We start from the raw sequence: 17975 nt of genomic DNA, 5'->3' as shown, positions 1-17975 counted from the left end.
CGACGCTCCAGCAGCATGATCATGACGCCTCCCCGGACACCTGCGCTGCATCGCGACGCCGACGCAGGCCCGCGCCCAGGCGATCGAAGAACAGGTAGATCACCGGTGTCGTGAACAGCGTCAGCAACTGGCTCAGCAAAAGTCCACCGACCATTACCAGGCCCAGCGGCTGGCGCAGTTCGGCGCCCGAGCCCGAGGCCAGCATCAGCGGTACCGCACCGAACAGCGCGGCCAGCGTGGTCATCAGGATCGGCCGGAAACGCAGCAGCGCCGCCTGATAGATGGCCTGTTCCGGTGACATGCCCTGCTGCCGCTCCGCCTCCAGAGCGAAGTCAATCATCATGATCGCGTTCTTCTTGACGATGCCGATCAGCAGGATGATGCCGATGATTGCGATCAGCCCCAGGTCGTTGCCCGTCAGCAGCAGCGCCAGCAACGCGCCCACTGCCGCCGACGGCAGCGTGGAGAGGATGGTGATCGGGTGGATATAGCTCTCGTAGAGCACGCCCAGCACGATGTACATCGTCACCACGGCCGCCAGGATCAGCAGCAAGGTGCTCGACAACGAGGCACGGAAGGCTTCCGCCGCCCCCTGGAAGCGCGTCTGGATCGATCCGGGCAGGCCTATTTCCTGCTCCACCTGCTCGATTGCCGCCACGCCCTCGCCCAGGGAAACGCCCGGCGCCAGGTTGAACGACACGGTCACGGCCGGGAACTGACCGATATGGTTGATCAACAATGGCGCCGCACGCTGCTCGACACGCACCAGCCCGGACAGGCGTACCGGCGTTCCACCCGCACTCTGCACGAAGACCTGCTCCAGCGCCCGAGGGCCGAGCGTACCGCCCTCGGCATTCTCCAGCACCACGCGATACTGGCTGGCCTGGGTGAAGATGGTGGAAATCTGCCGCTGGCCAAAGGCATCGTAGAGCGCATCGGTGATCGCCGACATCTCGATACCAAGGCGTGCCGCCGCATCACGGTCGATGTCCATGAACACCTGCAAACCTTCGTTCTGCAGGTCGCTGGCGACATCGCGCAGTTGCGGGTGTGCCTGCAGCGCTTCGAGCAGGCGTGGCGTCCATGTCTCCAGCAGTGCATTGTCCGGCGACTGCAAGCTGAACTGGAATTGTGTGCGGCTGACCCGATCCTCGATGGACAGGTCCTGCACCGGCTGCATGTAGAGCGCGATACCGGGCAGCTTCGCCAGTTCCGGGCGCAGGCGCTCGATCACTTGCTGCGCGGTCACGTCACGCTCGGCGAAGGGTTTCAGGTTGATGAGGACACGGCCACTGTTGAGGGTGACGTTGTCGCCATCCACGCCGATGTAGGACGACAGGCTCTGCACCGCCGGATCGGCCAGGACCACCCGCGCCAGTGATTGTTGGCGCTCGCTCATGGCACTGAAGGAAATCGACTGCGGCGCTTCGCTGATGCCCTGGATGACGCCCGTATCCTGCACGGGGAAGAACCCCTTGGGGACGGCCAGGTAGAGCAGCACGGTCAGCCCCATGGTCGCGACGGCCACCAGCAGTGTCAGCGTCTGGTGACGCAGGACCCAGCGCAGCCAGCCGGCATAACCCGCGATCAACCGCTCGACCCAGTCCGGCTTGTCGCTCTGGTGTGCCGGGCTTTGCCGCAGCAGGCGCGAACACATCATCGGCGTCAGCGTCAGCGAAACCACCAGCGAAATAAGGATGGCCACCGCAAGAGTGACCGCGAACTCACGGAACAGGCGCCCGACCACATCCTGCATGAACAGCAACGGGATCAACACCGCGATCAGTGAGAAGGTCAGGGAAATCAAGGTGAAACCGATCTGCCGGGCGCCCTTGAGCGCGGCCTGCAACGGCGTCTCGCCCTGCTCCAGGTGGCGGGCGATGTTCTCCAGCATGACGATGGCATCGTCCACCACGAAGCCTGTGGCGATGGTCAGGGCCATCAGGGTCAGGTTGTTCAACGAGAAGCCGGCCAGGTACATCACCGCGAAGGTACCGATCAGCGACAGCGGCACGGCAATGGTCGGGATGATGGTCGCAGACAGTTTCTTCAGGAACAGGAAGGTCACCAGTACCACCAGCACCGTCGCCATCAGCAACTCATGCTGCACATCGGTGATCGCCGCACGAATGGTCTGGGTGCGGTCGGTCAATACCACCACATCCACCCCGCTCGGCATGCTGGCGGTAATCTCCGGCAACAGCGCCTGGATACGGTCGACCACATCGATGACGTTGGCGCCGGGCTGGCGCTGGATATTCAGCAGCACGGCCTGGCTCTGGTTGGCCCAGGCCGCCAGCCGCTCGTTCTCGGCACCGTCGACGATGCTGGCGACATCGCGCAGGCGCATGGTCGCGCCATCCTGATAGTTGAGGATAAGGTCGGCGTATTCCTCCGGCGTCTTCAACTGATCGTTGGCGTCGAGCATCGACATCTTGATCGGGCCGTCGAAGTTACCCTTCGGCTGGTTGACGTTGGAGCGTGTGACCAGCGAGCGCACGTCCGCCAGGGTCAGGCCGTAGGATGCCAGCGCCTCTGGATTGACCCGGATACGTACCGCGGGTCTCTGCCCACCGGCAATACCGACCAGGCCGACACCGCTGATCTGCGCCAGTTTCTGCGCCATGCGGGTGTCGACCATGTCGTGCAGCTTCGGCAGCGGCAGGCTCGGCGAGGTCACCGCGAGGGTGATCACCGGCGTGTCGGCGGGGTTGACCTTGTTGTAGACCGGTGGTGCCGGCAAGTCATCGGGCAACAGGTTGTTGGCCACGTTGATCGCCGCCTGCACTTCCTGCTCGGCCACATCCAGGGAGACCTCCAGGGAAAAGCGCAGGGTGATGATCGAGGCGCCACCGGAGCTGGTCGAGGACATCTGGGTCATGCCCGGCATCTGCCCGAACTGGCGCTCCAGCGGTGCCGTCACCGCGCTGGTCATCACCTCCGGACTGGCACCCGGGTACAGCGTCATCACCCGGATGGTCGGGTAATCCACCTGCGGCAATGCCGCGACAGGCAAGAGACGGTAGGCGATCAGACCGGCAATCAGGATGGCGATCATGCTCAGCGTCGTTGCCACCGGTCGCAGAATGAACAGGCGGGAGATGTTCATCGTGCGGCGTTCTCCGCGCCGTCAACGGCAGATTGCTCGGCGGCGGCAGACTCGACGACTTCCACGTCCGAACCGTCACGCAGGCGATCCGTCCCTTCCAGCACCACACGCTCGCCCGCGTTCAGGCCCTTGCGAATCACCGTGAACTCGCCGTTTTCCGGACCGAGCTCCAGCGTGCGGATCTCGATGGTGTTGTCCTCCTTGACCACGTAGGCAAAGATGCCACGCCCACCGAATTGCACGGCGGAAGACGGGATCATCAGCGCATTTTCCAGCGTCTCGACCCGCAGCCGGACATTGACGAACTGGTTGGGGATCAGCACTTCGTCTTCATTGTCGAAGCGTGCCTTGAGCTTGAGCGTGCCGGTCGTTGCGTCGATCTGGTTGTCGACGCTGGCCAGCACGCCCTCCCCCAGCAATTGGCGTTCGCCTCGATCCCAGGCCTGGACCTGCAAGGTTTCGCCACGGCGATGGCGCGACAGCACGGCCGGCAAATCCCCTTCCGGCAACGTGAAGCTGATGGAAACCGGCTGGGTTTCGGTGATGACCACCAACGCTGTCGAGTCGTTGGCGGCCACCAGATTGCCCTTGTCCAACTGACGCAAGCCGACACGACCATCGATCGGCGCGCGGATATGGGTGTAGGCCAAGTTGAGCCTGGCTTCATCGACCGCCGCCTGATTGCTGGCGAGCGTGCCCTTGTACTGGCTGTAGAGCGCCTCCTGGGTGTCCAGGGTCTGGCGGGAAATACTGTCCTCGGCATGCAAGTGGCGGTAGCGACGCAAATCCGTTTCAGCATTTTTCAGCAGGGCCTGATTCTGCTGCAACGTACCTTCGGCCTGCTGCAAGGCGACCTTATAGGGGCGCGGGTCTATCACCGCCAGCAAGTCTCCGGCCTTGACCCGTTGCCCCTCCTCGAAATGGATTTCCACCAGTTCGCCTGCGACCCGGCTGCGCACATTCACCACGTTCAGCGGCGTGACGCTTCCCAGCGCCTTGTTCTGGATGTCGAAGGACGCCTGCCGCACCGGCTCGACACGCACGGGGATGCCCTGGCCGAACGAGGCGAACGAAGAGCCCCGGCTGGCCGGAGCACTCGACTCCGAGGGCCAGAGCCACCAGACGATCAGGAGAACAGCGATCAGAAGAAGAGAGAGGACCAGCCAGATACGGCCGGCGCGTTGAGGAGAACGATGAGCCTCGGACATGGAATGTATGTTCGCAGGAGGAGGAAGACGGGAACCATAATCACTCTCGATAAAAACGGAAAGAGCATTTACGGCATTTTTACGAATGGTCCACAGACTTTTGGGAATCCGTTCGATCATTTCACAAACAGTTTAACCTACTGTTTCCAATACCATTATCCATTGAATTGTGACAGGAACGCACGGCAGCTTGGCTTGCCGAGTGTTATCGACAGCTCCTAGAATGTGCGGGTTTGTAGCAATCCCCCAATGGGTTCCCTAACCCCATCCAACAAAAAGGTCCCACATGCCGTTATATGACGAGTCTCGCCAGCGCCTGTTGCTGGCAGCACTGATCACGTTTCATATCCTGATCATCATCGCCAGCAACTACCTGGTGCAATTGCCGGTCGACCTGTTCGGTTTCCACACCACCTGGGGTGCGTTCAGTTTCCCCTTTATCTTCCTCGCCACTGACCTGACGGTGCGCCTGATGGGCAAGTCGCCTGCGCGCCGGGTGATCGCCAGGGTCATGCTGCCCGCGCTGGTGGCGTCCTATGCGGTCTCGGTGCTGTTTCACGAAGGTGTGTTCAACGGCCTGGCGGCGCTGGGCGAGTTCAATGCGTTCGTCTTTCGCATCGCCCTGGCCAGCTTTACCGCCTATGTCCTTGGTCAATTGATGGACGTGCAGGTATTCGACCGCCTGCGCCGCAATCATCGCCAGTGGTGGATCGCACCGGCCGCCGCCAGCGTGGTCGGCCAGGCGCTGGACACCGCAGCCTTTTTCTCCATCGCGTTCTGGAACAGCAGCAACGCCTTCATGGCCGAACACTGGGTGGAGATCGCCCTGGTGGACTACGTCATCAAGCTGGCAGTCAGCCTGATGCTGTTCGTACCGTTATACGGCATGTTGCTCAACACCATCGTGCGCCACTTGCCGACGCTCCAGGGACGGGGCGAAGTCGTCCGATAATAGAGGCGCAACCTGGGCTCAACGCACCTCGCGCAAGCGCGCCAGGTGCAGGGCCACGCCCAGGGACAGCAGCAACAGCATGGCAATGAACAGGCCAACGCCGTTCCAGCCCGCGGCCTGCCAGAACAGCCCGCCCAAGGTGCCGGCCACGCTCGATCCCAAGTAGTAGCAGAACAGGTAAAGCGACGACGCCTGCCCCTTGGCTTGCAGCGCACGCCGTCCGATCCAGCTGCTGGCAACCGAATGAGCGCCGAAGAAGCCGAAGGTGAACAGCAGGATGCCACCCAGGATCGACGGCAGGTAATCGCCCAGGGTCAGCAATAGGCCAGCCAGCATCAACGCAATCATGGCCCACAACACCCGCTGCCGCCCATGCCGGTCGGCCAGCGCCCCGGCCTTGGTCGAACTGTAGATGCCGGAGAGGTAGACCACCGACAGCAGGCCGACGCTGGTCTGGCTCAAGCCCAGCGGCTCGGCGATCAGGCGATAGCCCATATAGTTGAACAGCGTCACGAAACTGCCCATCAGCAGGAAACCCTGGGCGAACAGCCAGGGCAGCCCCGGATCGCGCAGGTGCAGCACGAAGCCCTGCAACAGCGAACGCGGACGCAGCGAGCGCGACGCGAAATGGCGCGAGTCGGGCAACAGCCGCCAGAACGCCACGGCCAGCAGCAATGCCAGCCCGCCCAGCAGCCCCACCGCCATATGCCAGGACACGTAGTCCACCAGCACCCCACCCAGCAGGCGCCCGGCCATGCCACCAATGGCGGTACCGGCGATATAGACGCCCATCGCCAGGCCCAGGTGCAGGGGGTCGATCTCCTCGCTCAGGTAACTCATGGCCACCGCTGCCACGCCGCTCAGCGACAGGCCGACCAACGCCCGCATCACCAGCACCGCATGCCAGCTCGGCACCAGCGCCGCACCCAGGGTGAACACGGAGGCCGCCAGCAACGCCACCACCATCACCGGCTTGCGCCCCCAGGCATCGGACAACGGCCCGGTCACCAGCAACCCCAGGGCCAACGAAATGGTCGAGACGGACAGCACCAGGCTGCTCTGCGCCGCCGTCAGACTGAAACGCTCGGCCAGCATCGGCATCATCGGCTGCACACAGTACAGCAGGGCGAAGGTGGAAAAGCCGCCCGCACACATCGCCAGCAGCACCCGCACGAACTGCGGTGTTCCCTTGAGCACATGGCTGGAAGGGTTATGGTTCTCGTTATTCTGATTCATCACGGCCTCTTGCACGCACCCGCACACAGGGACCATCGCGCCGCTTGAGTACGCGGCCCCCATGCCTAGGCAGGAAAACGCGCACAGATTAATAAGCCGAACGAGACATATCCAATATAGAATTCGACATATTCGATACTCAAAACGAATCAATTGACGCTTATGGAACTACGCCACCTCCGCTACTTCGTCGCCGTCGCCGAAGAACTGCACTTCGGCCGCGCCGCAGAACGCCTGGGTATTTCCCAGCCCCCCCTGAGCCAGCAGATCCAGGCGCTCGAACAGGAGCTTGGGGTTCGCTTATTGGAACGTGGCAGCCGTCATGTGGCGCTGACCGATGCGGGTCGCCTGTTCCTCGAGGAAACCCGGCAGACCCTGGCCCAGGTGAACAAATCAGTGGATGTCGTCCGCCGCGCCCAACAGGGCGAGCTGGGTGAGCTGCAGATCGGCTTCACCTCCTCCTCACCCTTCGTCTCCATCATCCCGCGTTCGGTGTTCGCTTTCCGCCAGGCCTTCCCCGCCGTCCACCTCGACCTGCAGGAAATGACCAGCAGCGAAGTCAGCCAGGCGGTGCTGGAGCGCAAGGTCCAGGTCGGCATGATCCGTCCGCTGGAGCTGCCACAGGAATTGTCTGCGGTGGAACTGCTGCGTGAGCCGCTGGTGGCCCTGCTGCATGCCGATCACCCGCTGGCCGGGAACGAGGATGAAGCCATGCCGCTGGCCGCACTGGCCGAGGAACCCTTCGTATTCTTTCCCCGCACCTACGGCACCGGGCTCTACGGCCAGTTATTCCAGCTCGCGCGTCAGGCCGGCTTCACCCCGCGCATCACCCAGGAAGTGCACGAGGCCCTGACCATCATCGGCCTGGTCGCGGCCGGACTCGGGGTTTCCGTACTGCCCGCCTCCTTCCGCCGTGCGCGTATCGATGGCGTAGTGTTTCGACCGTTGAGTGATGCCGGCGCCACCACCGCCGTCTGGCTGATCAAACGCCGTCAGGAACACTCCCCGCTGGCCCAGGCCTTTATCGATATCCTGACGCAGAATGGGCAGAAGCATCAGGGATGAGTCCATGCGTGTTGCGTAGAGGGGCTTGACCGGGCTCGTGGCACGCGGTCAAGAGGTCAAGACAGCCCGTACGTACTCAGCCTGCCACGTCTGGGCGATCCGCTCGGCACGCCCCAAAGCGATGCTGTCGTTCTCGAAATCCACCACCACGTGAAAATCGGCGGCGTCAGGACATGGCGGCACCTGGCGAAAGCGCGCATCGCTGAGCAGCCACAAGCCGCACTCGCCCCCCGGATGACGTTTGCGCCAGTTACCGATCTCACGTTCAGACAGTGTCAACGCCGCATCCACCGGCGAACCGCCGCCAGCCCCTAATGGTGCGATCCAGCCACGGCTGTTGGCAGAAGCCCGCCTTGGTGCCTGGATCAGCCATGCGCGCTGTCCGGCGAAGCCGATCACCAGCAGGTCGGCGCGTTGCCGGTAGCAATCCTCGGCGCAGTGCAGCAGCCAGCCCTTGGCCAGAGCCAGCTTGTCGCCACGCAGCATGGACGCGGAGCAGTCCAGCAGCAGGCAATGCAATTGACGGGCCCCGCCACGTACCGAACGAAAGCGCAGATGCTCCGGGCGCAACGCCGCCTGGCCCTTGGCCAGCAGGGTGCGAGGCCAGTGCAGGCGCATGTCCTGCTGACTGCCCGAGTCGGTATGACGCAGTTTATGCGGCGCACGCGACCTGGGCAGGCGACCGCCCGCCAGTTGCGGCGTCAGGGCTTTTTTGCCGGTGCGGGCTCCAGCCGTGGTTGCCGTGTCGACGGCTCCTGTATCGCTACGGTCTGCGGCGGCATGGCGCCCCAGTCACCGTCACCATCCGCGTCGGACTGACCTTCACCCGATGTCGAGGACGACGACGCGGACGGCGGCTGCCCCCCGCCATCCGCCGGTGGCTCTGGCGGGTGCTTGCGTCGGTGCGCCAGCACCAGCTCCGCCACTGCCGACACATCGTCTTCTCGCACCTCGTCCCGGCCCTGCCAGGCGGCATGGGCAGCGGCGGCGCGCAGCATCACCAGGTCCGCGCGCACGCCCTCGACACCCGCGCCGTGGCACAACTGGCTGACCTGGCGATACAACGCATCACCGAACTCCAGCGTCGCCACCCGTTGCCGCGCCTCGGCCAGGCGCTCACTCAACGCCTGCTGCTGCGCCTGGTAGCCCGCGACAAAGGCCTGGGGATCGCGATCGAACTGCAAGCGGCTGCGCACGATGCGCTCGCGCTGCTCCGGCTCGATCCCCTGCCCCAGACGCACCAACAGGCCAAAGCGGTCCAGCAGTTGCGGGCGCAGCTCGCCCTCCTCCGGGTTCATGGTGCCGACCAGGGCGATACGCGCCGCATGCTGGTGGGAAATACCGTCGCGCTCGATGCGGTTGACGCCACTGGCACAGACATCCAGCAACAGGTCCACCAGGCTGTCGGCCAGCAGGTTGACCTCGTCCACGTAGAGCACACCGCCATCGGCGCGCGCCAGCAGGCCGGGCCTGAACGCCACTTCGCCATCGCGCAGCGCGGCCTGGATATCCAGCGAGCCGGCCAGTTGCTCCTCGCTGCTGCCCAGCGGCAGGTTGACCAGGCGCCCATCCGGCAACAGGTCCGCCAGCGCCCGCGCACTGGTGGACTTGGCGGTGCCGCGCGGCCCCTCGATCAGCACGCCGCCGATACGCGGGTCGATGGCCACCAGCAGCAGCGCCAGGCGCAGTTCGTCCTGGCCATGCAGGGCGGCAAAGGGATAATGCGGGGTCATGCGCCACCTTCCAGCGTGTGTTCGGCATCCAGCAGGTGCTGCTCGATGCGTTGTCGATAATCGCCCGGCTCCTGCCAAAGCCCGCGCTGGATGGCTTCCAGCAGGCGCTCGCTGATATCGCGCAGGGCATCCGGGTTGTGTCGCTGGAGGAATTCACGGGTGTCCGCATCCTCCAGCCAGGCGTCGCTCAGGCTGGCGTACTGGTCGTCACGCACCACGCCAGTGGTGGCGTCGTAGGCGAACAGGTAGTCCACCGTCGCCGCCATCTCGAAGGCACCCTTGTAGCCGTGGCGCTTGACGCCGTCCAGCCATTTCGGATTAGTCACCCGCGCGCGCATGACCCGGCTGACCTCCTCGTCCAGGCTGCGGATACGCGGCGCCTGCGGGTTGCTGTGGTCGCCGAACAGGATCGCCGGCTGGCGACCGCTGAGATGGCGCACGGCAGCGCTCATACCGCCCTGGAACTGGTAGTAGTCGTCGGAATCGAGCAGGTCGTGTTCGCGGTTGTCCTGGTTCTGCACCACCGCCTGGATCTGCCCCAGTCGCCGAGAGAACCCTTCACGGTCGACCTCGCCATAGGCCTGCTGGCCATAGGCGTAGCCGCCCCAGTTCAGGTAGGCCTCGGCCAGGTCGGCATCGCCCTGCCAGTTACGCGAATCCATCAGCCCCTGCAACCCGGCGCCATAAGCCCCCGGCTTGGCGCCGAAGATACGGAAGCCGGCCTGGCGCCGTGCTTGCGCCGCGTCCATTCCCGCTGCCTGCAATTCGCCGCTTTCCTGGCGAATGCGCGCGCGGATCGGGTTGAAGTCGTCCGCCTCGTCCAGCTCGGCGACTCGCTGCACCGCTGCATCGAACATCTGCATGACATTGGCGAAGGCATCGCGGAAGAAGCCGGAGACCCGCAGCGTCACATCCACCCGTGGGCGATCCAGGCGCTTCTGCGGCAACACCTCGAAGTCGGTCACCCGGTAGCTGCCCTCGGCCCACTTCGGCCGCACCCCGAGCAAGGCGAAGGCCTGGGCGATATCGTCGCCACCGGTGCGCATGGTGGCGGTACCCCAGACCGACAGGCCGATGCTGCGCGGGTAGTCACCGTTGTCCTGCACGAAGCGCTCGACCAGCAGCGCCGCCGACTTCTCGCCCAGCGCCCAGGCGGTGGGCGTGGGGATCATGCGCGTGTCCACCGAGAAGAAATTGCGCCCGGTCGGCAGCACGTCGGGGCGGCCCCGGGACGGCGCGCCGCTGGGACCGGGCGGCACGAAGCGCCCGGCCAGGCCACGGCAGAGCTGCAACAGTTCCTGCTCGCCACAGGCTTGCAGGCGTGGACGCAGGTCCGCCTCGACACGCGCCAGCACCGCCGCCGTTTGCGGCCAGTCGGTGCCAACCGGTAGTTCCTGCTCCAAGAGGTGTAACGCCAGCAGTTCCAGGCGCTCTCGGGTATCGCCAAGGGTACGCCAGGCTTGCCCGGACAGCGCCAGCAAGGCCTCGGGTCGCTCGCCCAGCCAGGGTTCGCCCCAAATGGCATCCAGTGGATCGAAGGGGCTCGCCGGTAACAGGTCGGCGGCCAGCGCACGGATCAGGCTGGCATTGCCGCCCAGTCCATCGCCCACCGGGTGCCGTGCCAGTGCCAGCAAGGTGTCGCGCAGCAGCCGCTGCTGCGGCGACTGGCCGAAGATATGCAGGCCATCGCGGATCTGGCTCTCCTTCAGTTCGCACAGGTAGGTGTCGGTGCGATTGAGCAACCGTTGCTCGCTTTCCTCGTCCTCAGGCGGCGGCAAGCCAAGGTCGGCATGCAGATTATGGGCGAGGATCAGTTCGAGAATCTGCCGGCGCAGCAGCCCGGCGCGGCGGGGGTCCAGGGTCAGCGCATCGTAGAACTCGTCGACCAGCCGCTCCAGGTCGCGGGTTACGCCATAGCTCTCGGCGCGGGTCAGTGGCGGCATCAGGTGATCGATGATCACCGCCTGCGCGCGGCGCTTGGCCTGGGTACCCTCGCCCGGGTCGTTGACGATAAAGGGATAGAGGTGCGGCATCGGCCCGAACACCAGGTCCGGCCAGCACTGTTCACTAAGGGCCACGCTCTTGCCCGGCAGCCACTCCAGGTTGCCGTGCTTGCCGACATGCACGATGGCGTCCGCCGCCCAGCGCCGGCGTAGCCAGCAATAGAAGGCCAGGTAGTAATGCGGCGGCACCAGGTCGGGATCGTGGTAGTTGGCCATTTCGTCCAGGTCGTAACCACGCGCCGGCTGGATACCGACGAACACCCGCCCCAGGCGCAGCCCGGCGATCATGAAGCGCCCCTGGCGTAGCATCGGGTCGGCCTGCGGCGCCCCCCAGCGTTGCAGGATGGCTTGCCGGTTGGCCTCCGGTAGGCTGTCGAAGAAGGCCAGGTAATCCTCCATCGCCAGGCTCTGCCAGGCCGGGCGCAGCGCCCAGTTGTCCGGGTCGTTGGTGATGCCCTGCTTCAGCAGACGCATCAGCGCATCGCCATCCTCGGGGATGTCCTCGACCGCATAGCCCTCGTCGCGCAGGCGTTGCAGGATGCCGATCACCGAGGCCGGCGTATCCAGGCCGACACCGTTGCCCAGGCGCCCTTCGCGGGTCGGGTAGTTGGCCAGGATCAGCGCCAGGCGCTTGTCGCCATTGCCCAGGCTGCGCAGGCGACACCAGCGACTGGCCAGCTCGCAGACGAATGCCAGGCGGTCGGCCAGGGCCTGGTACTGCACCACGTCACACTGGGTCAGCGCATCGCGCCCCTGGGAGCCTTTGAAACTGACCGCCCGGCTGATGATGCGCCCGTCCACCTCGGGCAGTGCCACATGCATGGCCATGTCGCGCGGTTGCAGGCCATGGGCGTCGGCTTCCCAGCTTTCGCGGTTGCCGCCGGACAGCACCACTTGCAACACCGGTATATCGCCGGCCAGGGCATGGTCGCCCGGATCGTCCATGGCCGAGTGTGAGAACGCCGTAGTGTTGAGGATCAAGGCGACCTGCTGCTGTTCGCACAACTGCCGCAGGGTGTCCAGGCACAGCGCATCCTTGAGCGACAGCAGCGCCAGCGGCAACGGGTTCAGGCCCTGGCGCAGCAGGCCTTCGCACAACGCGCGAAACACTTCGGTATTGCCTGCCTGCAAATGCGCCCGGTAGAACACCAGCAACACGCAGGGTGCCTGCGCATGCCACTCAGCCTGCCAGTGGCTGACGCTGGCACTGTCGTGTTCCGGGTGAAAGATCGCCACGGGTGGCAGCGTCTGTGGCGGCAATGCCTGCCAGGGACGCTGGAAAAAACGCTCGCCGATAAAGCGATAGAACTGCCGCGCATTGCCGGCACCACCCTCGCGCAGGTAGCGCCACAACTGGCGGCAGTCGTCAGCGGCAATGGTGCTCAGCGCCAGCAGGTTCGGGTCTTCATGCATGTCCCCGGAGAACATCGCCAAGGCAATGCCCTTGCGCTGGCACAGGCTGACCACTTGCTCGGTGCCATAGGGCCAATAGCTCTCACCGCCCAGATGGTCGATGACGATCAGTCGCGCATGTTGCAGCACTTCATCCAGATAAAGATCGATGGAGGCGTGCTGGCGCAGATGCATCAGATTGGCCAGACGCACGGCCGGGAAATCCTCGGCCGGGCAGGTCGCCGCCAGCAGTGCCAGGGTGGTGTCGGCGGCGCTGAGAATGACGATCTCGCCAGGCGTCTGCTCCAGTCGGGTGATGATCGACGCATCCTCGACATAGCCACCTGGCAACGCTGACAGCATGTGCATGGTTCAGGCCTCGATCACCGCGCCTTGCAGCGCGCCCTGCAATTGCTCGGCATCCAGCTCACGGCCGATCAGCACCAGATAGCTGTAGGGCGTTTCGTCGTCGCGCCAGCGGCGGTCGAAGTAGCTGTCGAAACGCTTGCCGACGCCATGCACCACCAGTCGCATGGGCTTGCCCGGCAGCGCCAGGAAGCCCTTGATGCGCAGGATATCGTGCTGTTCGACCAGCCCCTGGAGAACCGCCAGCAGCCGCTCGCGCTCGACCAGCGGCAGCTTCACCACCACCGACTCGAACAGGTCATGATCGTGCTCATGGTCGTCATCACCATGATCATGGTGGCTCTCGCGCAGGTGGATACTGTCTTCCGAAGCGCTGGACAGGCCCAACAGCAGGTCCAGATCGAGACGGCCCTGGTCGCTGGCCACCACCTTGACCTGAGGCGGCAGCTCCTCGCGCACCAGCGCTTCCACCTGGCGGATGGTCGCGGCATCAGCCTGGTCGGTCTTGCTCAGCACCACCAGGTCGGCGGACAGCAGTTGGTCCTCGAACAGCTCGTGCAGCGGCGATTCATGGTCGAGATTCGGGTCGGCGCGACGCTGGGCGTCCACTGCCTGCGGGTTGGCGGCGAACTGACCGGACGCGGCGGCCGGCACGTCGACCAGGGTGATCACCGCATCGACGGTGCAGGCATTCTTGATCTCCGGCCAATTGAAGGCCTGTACCAGTGGTTTGGGCAGGGCAAGGCCGCTGGTCTCGATGAGGATATGATCCAGGTCGTCACGACGGCCGATCAGTTCCTTCATCACCGGGTAGAACTCTTCCTGCACGGTGCAGCACAGGCAGCCATTGGACAGTTCGTACAGTTGTCCGCCCTGCTCCGCGCCACTCTCGTCGCAACCGATACCGCAGCCGCGCAGGATCTCGCCATCGATCCCCAGTTCGCCGAATTCGTTGACGATCACCGCAATGCGCCGGCCTGCGGCGTTCTCCAGGATATGGCGCAGCAGCGTGGTCTTGCCGCTACCGAGAAAGCCGGTGACGATGGTGACGGGAATCTTGCCTTGAACGGCCATGGTGTTGCCCTCGCGATACAAAAGTGAAAAGCAGCGTTGAAAATCAGTCTTCCAGCACGGGAATCCGGGCGATGAACTTGCCCTTTATCCCCTGTGGCCAGTCGCGGAACGGCACCTGGCCGCTGCTCGACATTCGATAGTGTTCGGCATAGTCCAGCAGTGCCTGGGCCGCCGCCTGGTCCGGCTGGAAATCGCCCAGCACGTAGGTGATCTTGCCGGGCTCGCGCAGCAACACGCTGCAATGCCGCTGGCAGGCCATCAGGCAACGGGTACGCCCCAGACGCAGGGATACACCACGCGCTTGCGCCAGTCGCTCGACCTGTTCGGCGAACAACGCCCCGCGCCGTGGCTGCTCCGGGTTGGCGGCGTCATAGCCGCAGGTTTCGCAGATCAGCAGTTGACTCGTCATACCCGCCCCCTTGGTGTGAGCGATCCGTAGGATGGGTCGAGGAGCGAAGCGACGATACCCATCAATGCCGTCCAGTGATGGGTGTCGCTACGCTCGACCCATCCTACCCATGTGCCCTTTCTTCTCATGCGCTATCCCCTTCCGGGCGGCACGCCCAGGGCAGTACGAACGGCTGTTGCTGGTGTTCGCCGAGCATCGCCTGCACTTTGTAGACCTGTTGCAAGTTCTTCGGTGTCAGCACCTGGCGCGGGCTGCCGTATTCCACCACACGTCCGTGGTCGAGCAGCAGCACGCGGTCGCAGAAGCGACTGGCCAGGGTCAGGTCGTGCAGCACCACCAGAACAGTGCGGCCCTGGCGGCATTGCGCACCGAGCATTTGCATTACGTTCAGTTGATGGAAAGGGTCCAGCGCCGCCACCGGTTCGTCCGCCAGCAGCAGCGGGCTGCCGACCGCCAGTGCCCGTGCCAACCGTGCGCGCGCGCGTTCGCCACCAGACAGACTGTCGACACGGCGCGTGGCCAGGTCGGTCAGTGCCATATCCGCCATGGCCTGCGTCACCGCCTGGTGATCCTCCTCCCTCGGGCGGCCCCAGAACGTCCGGTGCGGCAAGCGGCCCAGGGCGACGTAATCATTCAGGCGCAATGGCCAACCGTGCTCGTCGCCCTGCCCCAGGTAAGCCATACGCAGAGCGCGCTGGCGCGGGTCGAGGGCCTTCAGGTCCTGGCCATCGAGGCGGACCGCGCCACTGTAGGGCAACAGGTGCGCCAGCACCTTGAGCAGGCTGCTCTTGCCGGCGCCGTTGGGGCCGATCAGCCCCAGCAGGCAGCCCGGCTCCACCTCCAGAGAAATGGCGTCGAGCAGCCGTTTGCCATCGATCTCCAGGCCGACTGCCTCCAGCACCAACCCGCTCATCGGGCCAGGCTCCCGCGCTGGCGCAGCACCAACAGCAGGAAGAACGGCGCACCGAGCAAGGCCGTCACCACGCCGAGCATTAACTCCTGCTCGCCACTGACCAGGCGCAGCAGGATATCCGCCGCCAGCAGCAGGATGGCACCGCCCAGGGCGCTGCTCAGCAACAACCGCGAAGGGTGATAGTCGACCCAGCGTCGCAACAGGTGCGGCACCACCAGTCCGATAAAACCGATAGCGCCGGTAACCGCAACACTGGCACCCACACACAACGCTGTGCCAAGGATGATCTGCAAACGCAGGCGCGACAGGTTGACACCCAGGCTGCCGGCCTCGTCCTCACCCAGGGTCAGGGCATCCAGTTGCCGACCACAGGCCAGCAACAACGCCAGGCCGCCGAGGATGAACGGCAGGCTCAGGTGGATATCGGCAAAGCTGCGGTCGCTCAGCGAGCCCATCAGCCAGAGCACGATGTCCTGCATATCGGTCGGTGTCGGCGCCAGGTTGATCGCCAGGGATGTCAACGCCGCCGCCAGGGCGGACAGCGCCACGCCGGCAAGGATCAGCGTCAGGTTGCCGCCTCGGCGGCGGGCGATCAGGTAGAGCAACAGTGTCGAGAGCGCTGCGCCGCCCATGGCAGCCCCCGGCAGCAGCCAGTGGCTCAGCCCGGCGTAACCGTAATAGAGGCACAGCACAGCACCCAGACTGGCACTGCTGCTGACGCCGAGCAGGCCAGGCTCGGCCAGCGGATTGCGCAGCAAGCCCTGCAACGCCGCCCCTGCCGTGCCCAGCGACATACCGACCAGGATCGCCAGCAACACCCTGGGCAAGCGGATTTCATGCACGATAATCCACTGCTGTACCGCAAGGTCGCGCAAGTCGTCACTGGCCGGCTGCCATTGCAGCAGCGCCCGCAGCACTTCGCCTGGCGTCAGGGCCACGGAGCCGATGCTCAGCGACAACAGGAACAACACGACCAGTATCAGCAGCAGGATGGGATTCACCAGCCGGTTCATGGGTGCAGCACTCCCGTATCGACCAGTGCATCCAGTTGCCCGGCCAGTTGCTCCGCAGCCGTCACCAGTTGCCCATCGCTGCAGCCCCAGCGGTTATCGGCGATGGTGATCGAAGGGGTATGACGCAACAGTTGCTGCAACCGAGGATGGCGCCAGTAGGATGACTTGGCATGACCCTGGTCGATCAGCATATCCGCTTTCACCAGCACATCCGGCGGAGCACCGAGCAGGCGCTCCAGCGGGTAATGCCCCCAGCCTCGTGCCGGGAAGGCGTTCTCCGCGCCAAGGGCCTGGAACACCGTATCGACATAGGTTTCGTACCCGGCACTGCCGCCATTGGGGCGCAGGTATAGCAAGCGGAATGGCCGCTCACGTGCCTGTAACCGTTGCAGGCGCGCCTGCCAATCGGCCACGTGCGCTTGCCCGGCTGCTTCCCGGTCCATGCGCCGTGCGACCAGTAGCGTGGTGTCGAATATCTGCTGCCAGGTGGTCGGGTACGGCACCGCCAGTACCTCGATGCCATGGCGCTGGAACAGCTCGCGCGGGTTCTGCGCCAGCCAGCGGCGCGAGGCCAGCACCAGGTCCGGACGCAGCGCGATAATCTCCTCGGACGTGGCCTGATTCGCCGGGTACTGGCGTGCCTGCCCAGGCATGGACGACACCCGCGCATCCTGGCTCTTGGCCGACACTGACAACAGTTGACCGGGCGCGGCCAGCCCCAGTGCCAGGTAATCCGCGCACAGGTTGGTCGACACTACGCGAGGCAGCGCCATGGCGCCCTGGACGACCAGCAGCGACAGCACAACCCCCGCCCCGTAGGCGCGGGCTTGCCCGCGAAGCCGTTGCGGCCCCCTACGAAAGCGCAAAAACATCAGAAATCGACGCCAGCCTGGCCTTTCACCCCAGCGTTGTAGGCATGCTTGACGTCACGAATTTCGCTCACCGTATCAGCCAGCTCGACCAGCTCCGGCTTGGCTGCTCGCCCGGTGACGATCACGCTCTGGTGCGCGGGCCGCTCGCGCAGGGCTTGCAACACTTCGTCCAGCACCAGGTAGTTGTACTTGAGCATATAGGTCAGTTCGTCGAGCACCACAAGGTTCAGACTGGCATCGGCGAGCATGGCCCGCGCATGGGCCCAGGCTTCGTCAGCGGCGGCCTTGTCCTTGTCCCAGTCCTGGGTGTTCCAGGTGAAACCGGTGGCCATCGCGTGGTAACGCACTTGTGGTGCGTGCTGTTGCAGATAGATGACTTCGCCGGACGCGTGGGTGCCCTTGATGAACTGAACCACCCCGGCCTGCTGGCCATGCCCCAGCGCCCGGTACAGGGTGCCGAAGGCCGAAGTGCTCTTGCCCTTGCCGTTACCGGTGATGAGGATCAGGATGCCACGCTCGATCTGCGCCTTGTCGATACCGGCATCGACCACGGCCTTCTTGCGCTTCATGCGCTCGGCATGGTTCTGCTTCTTCTGTTCGTCGATCATCGCTCGCCACTCCGCAAAGGGG

General features: G+C 64.7%; 14 protein-coding genes. 2 read left to right on the top strand and 12 right to left on the bottom strand.

Features of this window, described 5'->3' with window-relative positions; translation table 11 throughout:
- Positions 1 to 19: 19 nt before the first annotated feature.
- Both HW090_RS00465 and HW090_RS00460 read right to left on the bottom strand, forming a co-directional pair.
- A complete protein-coding gene (locus HW090_RS00465) occupies positions 20 to 3109 on the bottom strand; it encodes an MdtB/MuxB family multidrug efflux RND transporter permease subunit (protein ID WP_179111625.1) in 3090 nt (1029 codons plus the stop codon).
- Entirely contained in the window at positions 3106 to 4317 is a 1212-nt protein-coding gene (locus tag HW090_RS00460; protein ID WP_179111624.1) for an MdtA/MuxA family multidrug efflux RND transporter periplasmic adaptor subunit, read from the bottom strand. Before HW090_RS00460 ends, HW090_RS00465 begins: the two co-directional genes overlap by 4 nt.
- A gap of 286 nt (positions 4318 to 4603) precedes the next feature.
- Here HW090_RS00460 and HW090_RS00455 point away from each other — a divergent pair, with 286 nt between their 5' ends.
- The gene (locus HW090_RS00455) at positions 4604 to 5269 is read left to right on the top strand and encodes a 7-cyano-7-deazaguanine/7-aminomethyl-7-deazaguanine transporter (RefSeq protein ID WP_179111623.1); all 666 of its coding nucleotides are present in this window, start codon (positions 4604 to 4606) and stop codon (positions 5267 to 5269) included.
- A gap of 18 nt (positions 5270 to 5287) precedes the next feature.
- Here the strand turns inward: HW090_RS00455 and HW090_RS00450 are convergent, their stop codons facing one another.
- Positions 5288 to 6505, bottom strand: coding sequence for an MFS transporter (locus HW090_RS00450; protein ID WP_256930703.1), 1218 nt, complete (start codon positions 6503 to 6505; stop codon positions 5288 to 5290).
- Positions 6506 to 6667: 162 nt separating this feature from the next.
- Here HW090_RS00450 and HW090_RS00445 point away from each other — a divergent pair, with 162 nt between their 5' ends.
- Positions 6668 to 7570, top strand: a complete 903-nt coding sequence (locus tag HW090_RS00445; RefSeq protein WP_179111621.1) for a LysR family transcriptional regulator — start codon at positions 6668 to 6670, stop codon at positions 7568 to 7570.
- A gap of 48 nt (positions 7571 to 7618) precedes the next feature.
- On the opposite strand, the gene HW090_RS00440 is transcribed toward HW090_RS00445, so the two are convergent.
- The 9 genes from HW090_RS00440 to cobO all read right to left on the bottom strand — a co-directional run bounded on the left by HW090_RS00440 (position 7619) and on the right by cobO (position 17953).
- Complete coding sequence (locus HW090_RS00440) at positions 7619 to 8188, bottom strand: magnesium chelatase (RefSeq protein ID WP_179111620.1); 570 nt, start codon at positions 8186 to 8188, stop codon at positions 7619 to 7621.
- A gap of 83 nt (positions 8189 to 8271) precedes the next feature.
- Positions 8272 to 9303 carry an ATP-binding protein gene (locus HW090_RS00435; protein ID WP_179111619.1) on the bottom strand — a complete coding sequence of 344 codons (1032 nt, stop codon included), beginning with the start codon at positions 9301 to 9303 and terminating at the stop codon, positions 8272 to 8274.
- Positions 9300 to 13067: a cobaltochelatase subunit CobN gene (cobN, locus tag HW090_RS00430; RefSeq protein ID WP_179111618.1), complete on the bottom strand. Its 3768-nt coding sequence runs from the start codon at positions 13065 to 13067 to the stop codon at positions 9300 to 9302. Before cobN ends, HW090_RS00435 begins: the two co-directional genes overlap by 4 nt.
- A 3-nt stretch (positions 13068 to 13070) precedes the next feature.
- Positions 13071 to 14138, bottom strand: coding sequence for a cobalamin biosynthesis protein CobW (gene cobW, locus HW090_RS00425; RefSeq protein ID WP_179111617.1), 1068 nt, complete (start codon positions 14136 to 14138; stop codon positions 13071 to 13073).
- 43 nt (positions 14139 to 14181) lie between these two features.
- On the bottom strand, positions 14182 to 14547 hold the full coding sequence (locus HW090_RS00420) for a DUF1636 domain-containing protein (protein WP_179111616.1): 366 nt from the start codon (positions 14545 to 14547) through the stop codon (positions 14182 to 14184).
- 124 nt (positions 14548 to 14671) lie between these two features.
- Positions 14672 to 15460, bottom strand: coding sequence for an ABC transporter ATP-binding protein (locus HW090_RS00415; RefSeq protein WP_179111615.1), 789 nt, complete (start codon positions 15458 to 15460; stop codon positions 14672 to 14674).
- On the bottom strand, positions 15457 to 16473 hold the full coding sequence (locus HW090_RS00410) for an iron ABC transporter permease (RefSeq protein WP_179111614.1): 1017 nt from the start codon (positions 16471 to 16473) through the stop codon (positions 15457 to 15459). The genes HW090_RS00415 and HW090_RS00410 overlap by 4 nt, the downstream gene beginning before the upstream one ends.
- Positions 16470 to 17345, bottom strand: coding sequence for an ABC transporter substrate-binding protein (locus HW090_RS00405; RefSeq protein WP_179111613.1), 876 nt, complete (start codon positions 17343 to 17345; stop codon positions 16470 to 16472). The genes HW090_RS00410 and HW090_RS00405 overlap by 4 nt, the downstream gene beginning before the upstream one ends.
- Positions 17345 to 17953, bottom strand: a complete 609-nt coding sequence (cobO, locus tag HW090_RS00400; protein ID WP_179111612.1) for a cob(I)yrinic acid a,c-diamide adenosyltransferase — start codon at positions 17951 to 17953, stop codon at positions 17345 to 17347. Before cobO ends, HW090_RS00405 begins: the two co-directional genes overlap by 1 nt.
- Positions 17954 to 17975 lie beyond the last annotated feature (22 nt).

This window comes from Pseudomonas sp. ABC1 (assembly GCF_013395055.1).
GTDB lineage: Bacteria > Pseudomonadota > Gammaproteobacteria > Pseudomonadales > Pseudomonadaceae > Stutzerimonas.
The sequence above is the reverse complement of the archived record's forward strand: the minus strand, read 5'-3'. Positions and strand labels throughout refer to the sequence as shown.

Excerpts from the sequence above, each read along its gene's own strand:
- HW090_RS00465 (WP_179111625.1), bottom strand. The coding sequence starts at position 3,109 with ATGAACATCTCCCGCCTGTTCATTCTGCGACCGGTGGCAACGACGCTG.
- HW090_RS00460 (WP_179111624.1), bottom strand. The coding sequence starts at position 4,317 with ATGTCCGAGGCTCATCGTTCTCCTCAACGCGCCGGCCGTATCTGGCTG.
- HW090_RS00455 (WP_179111623.1), top strand. The coding sequence starts at position 4,604 with ATGCCGTTATATGACGAGTCTCGCCAGCGCCTGTTGCTGGCAGCACTG.
- HW090_RS00450 (WP_256930703.1), bottom strand. The coding sequence starts at position 6,505 with ATGAATCAGAATAACGAGAACCATAACCCTTCCAGCCATGTGCTCAAG.
- HW090_RS00445 (WP_179111621.1), top strand. The coding sequence starts at position 6,668 with ATGGAACTACGCCACCTCCGCTACTTCGTCGCCGTCGCCGAAGAACTG.
- HW090_RS00440 (WP_179111620.1), bottom strand. The coding sequence starts at position 8,188 with ATGCGCCTGCACTGGCCTCGCACCCTGCTGGCCAAGGGCCAGGCGGCG.
- HW090_RS00435 (WP_179111619.1), bottom strand. The coding sequence starts at position 9,303 with ATGACCCCGCATTATCCCTTTGCCGCCCTGCATGGCCAGGACGAACTG.
- cobN (WP_179111618.1), bottom strand. The coding sequence starts at position 13,067 with ATGCACATGCTGTCAGCGTTGCCAGGTGGCTATGTCGAGGATGCGTCG.
- cobW (WP_179111617.1), bottom strand. The coding sequence starts at position 14,138 with ATGGCCGTTCAAGGCAAGATTCCCGTCACCATCGTCACCGGCTTTCTC.
- HW090_RS00420 (WP_179111616.1), bottom strand. The coding sequence starts at position 14,547 with ATGACGAGTCAACTGCTGATCTGCGAAACCTGCGGCTATGACGCCGCC.
- HW090_RS00415 (WP_179111615.1), bottom strand. The coding sequence starts at position 15,460 with ATGAGCGGGTTGGTGCTGGAGGCAGTCGGCCTGGAGATCGATGGCAAA.
- HW090_RS00410 (WP_179111614.1), bottom strand. The coding sequence starts at position 16,473 with ATGAACCGGCTGGTGAATCCCATCCTGCTGCTGATACTGGTCGTGTTG.
- HW090_RS00405 (WP_179111613.1), bottom strand. The coding sequence starts at position 17,345 with ATGTTTTTGCGCTTTCGTAGGGGGCCGCAACGGCTTCGCGGGCAAGCC.
- cobO (WP_179111612.1), bottom strand. The coding sequence starts at position 17,953 with ATGATCGACGAACAGAAGAAGCAGAACCATGCCGAGCGCATGAAGCGC.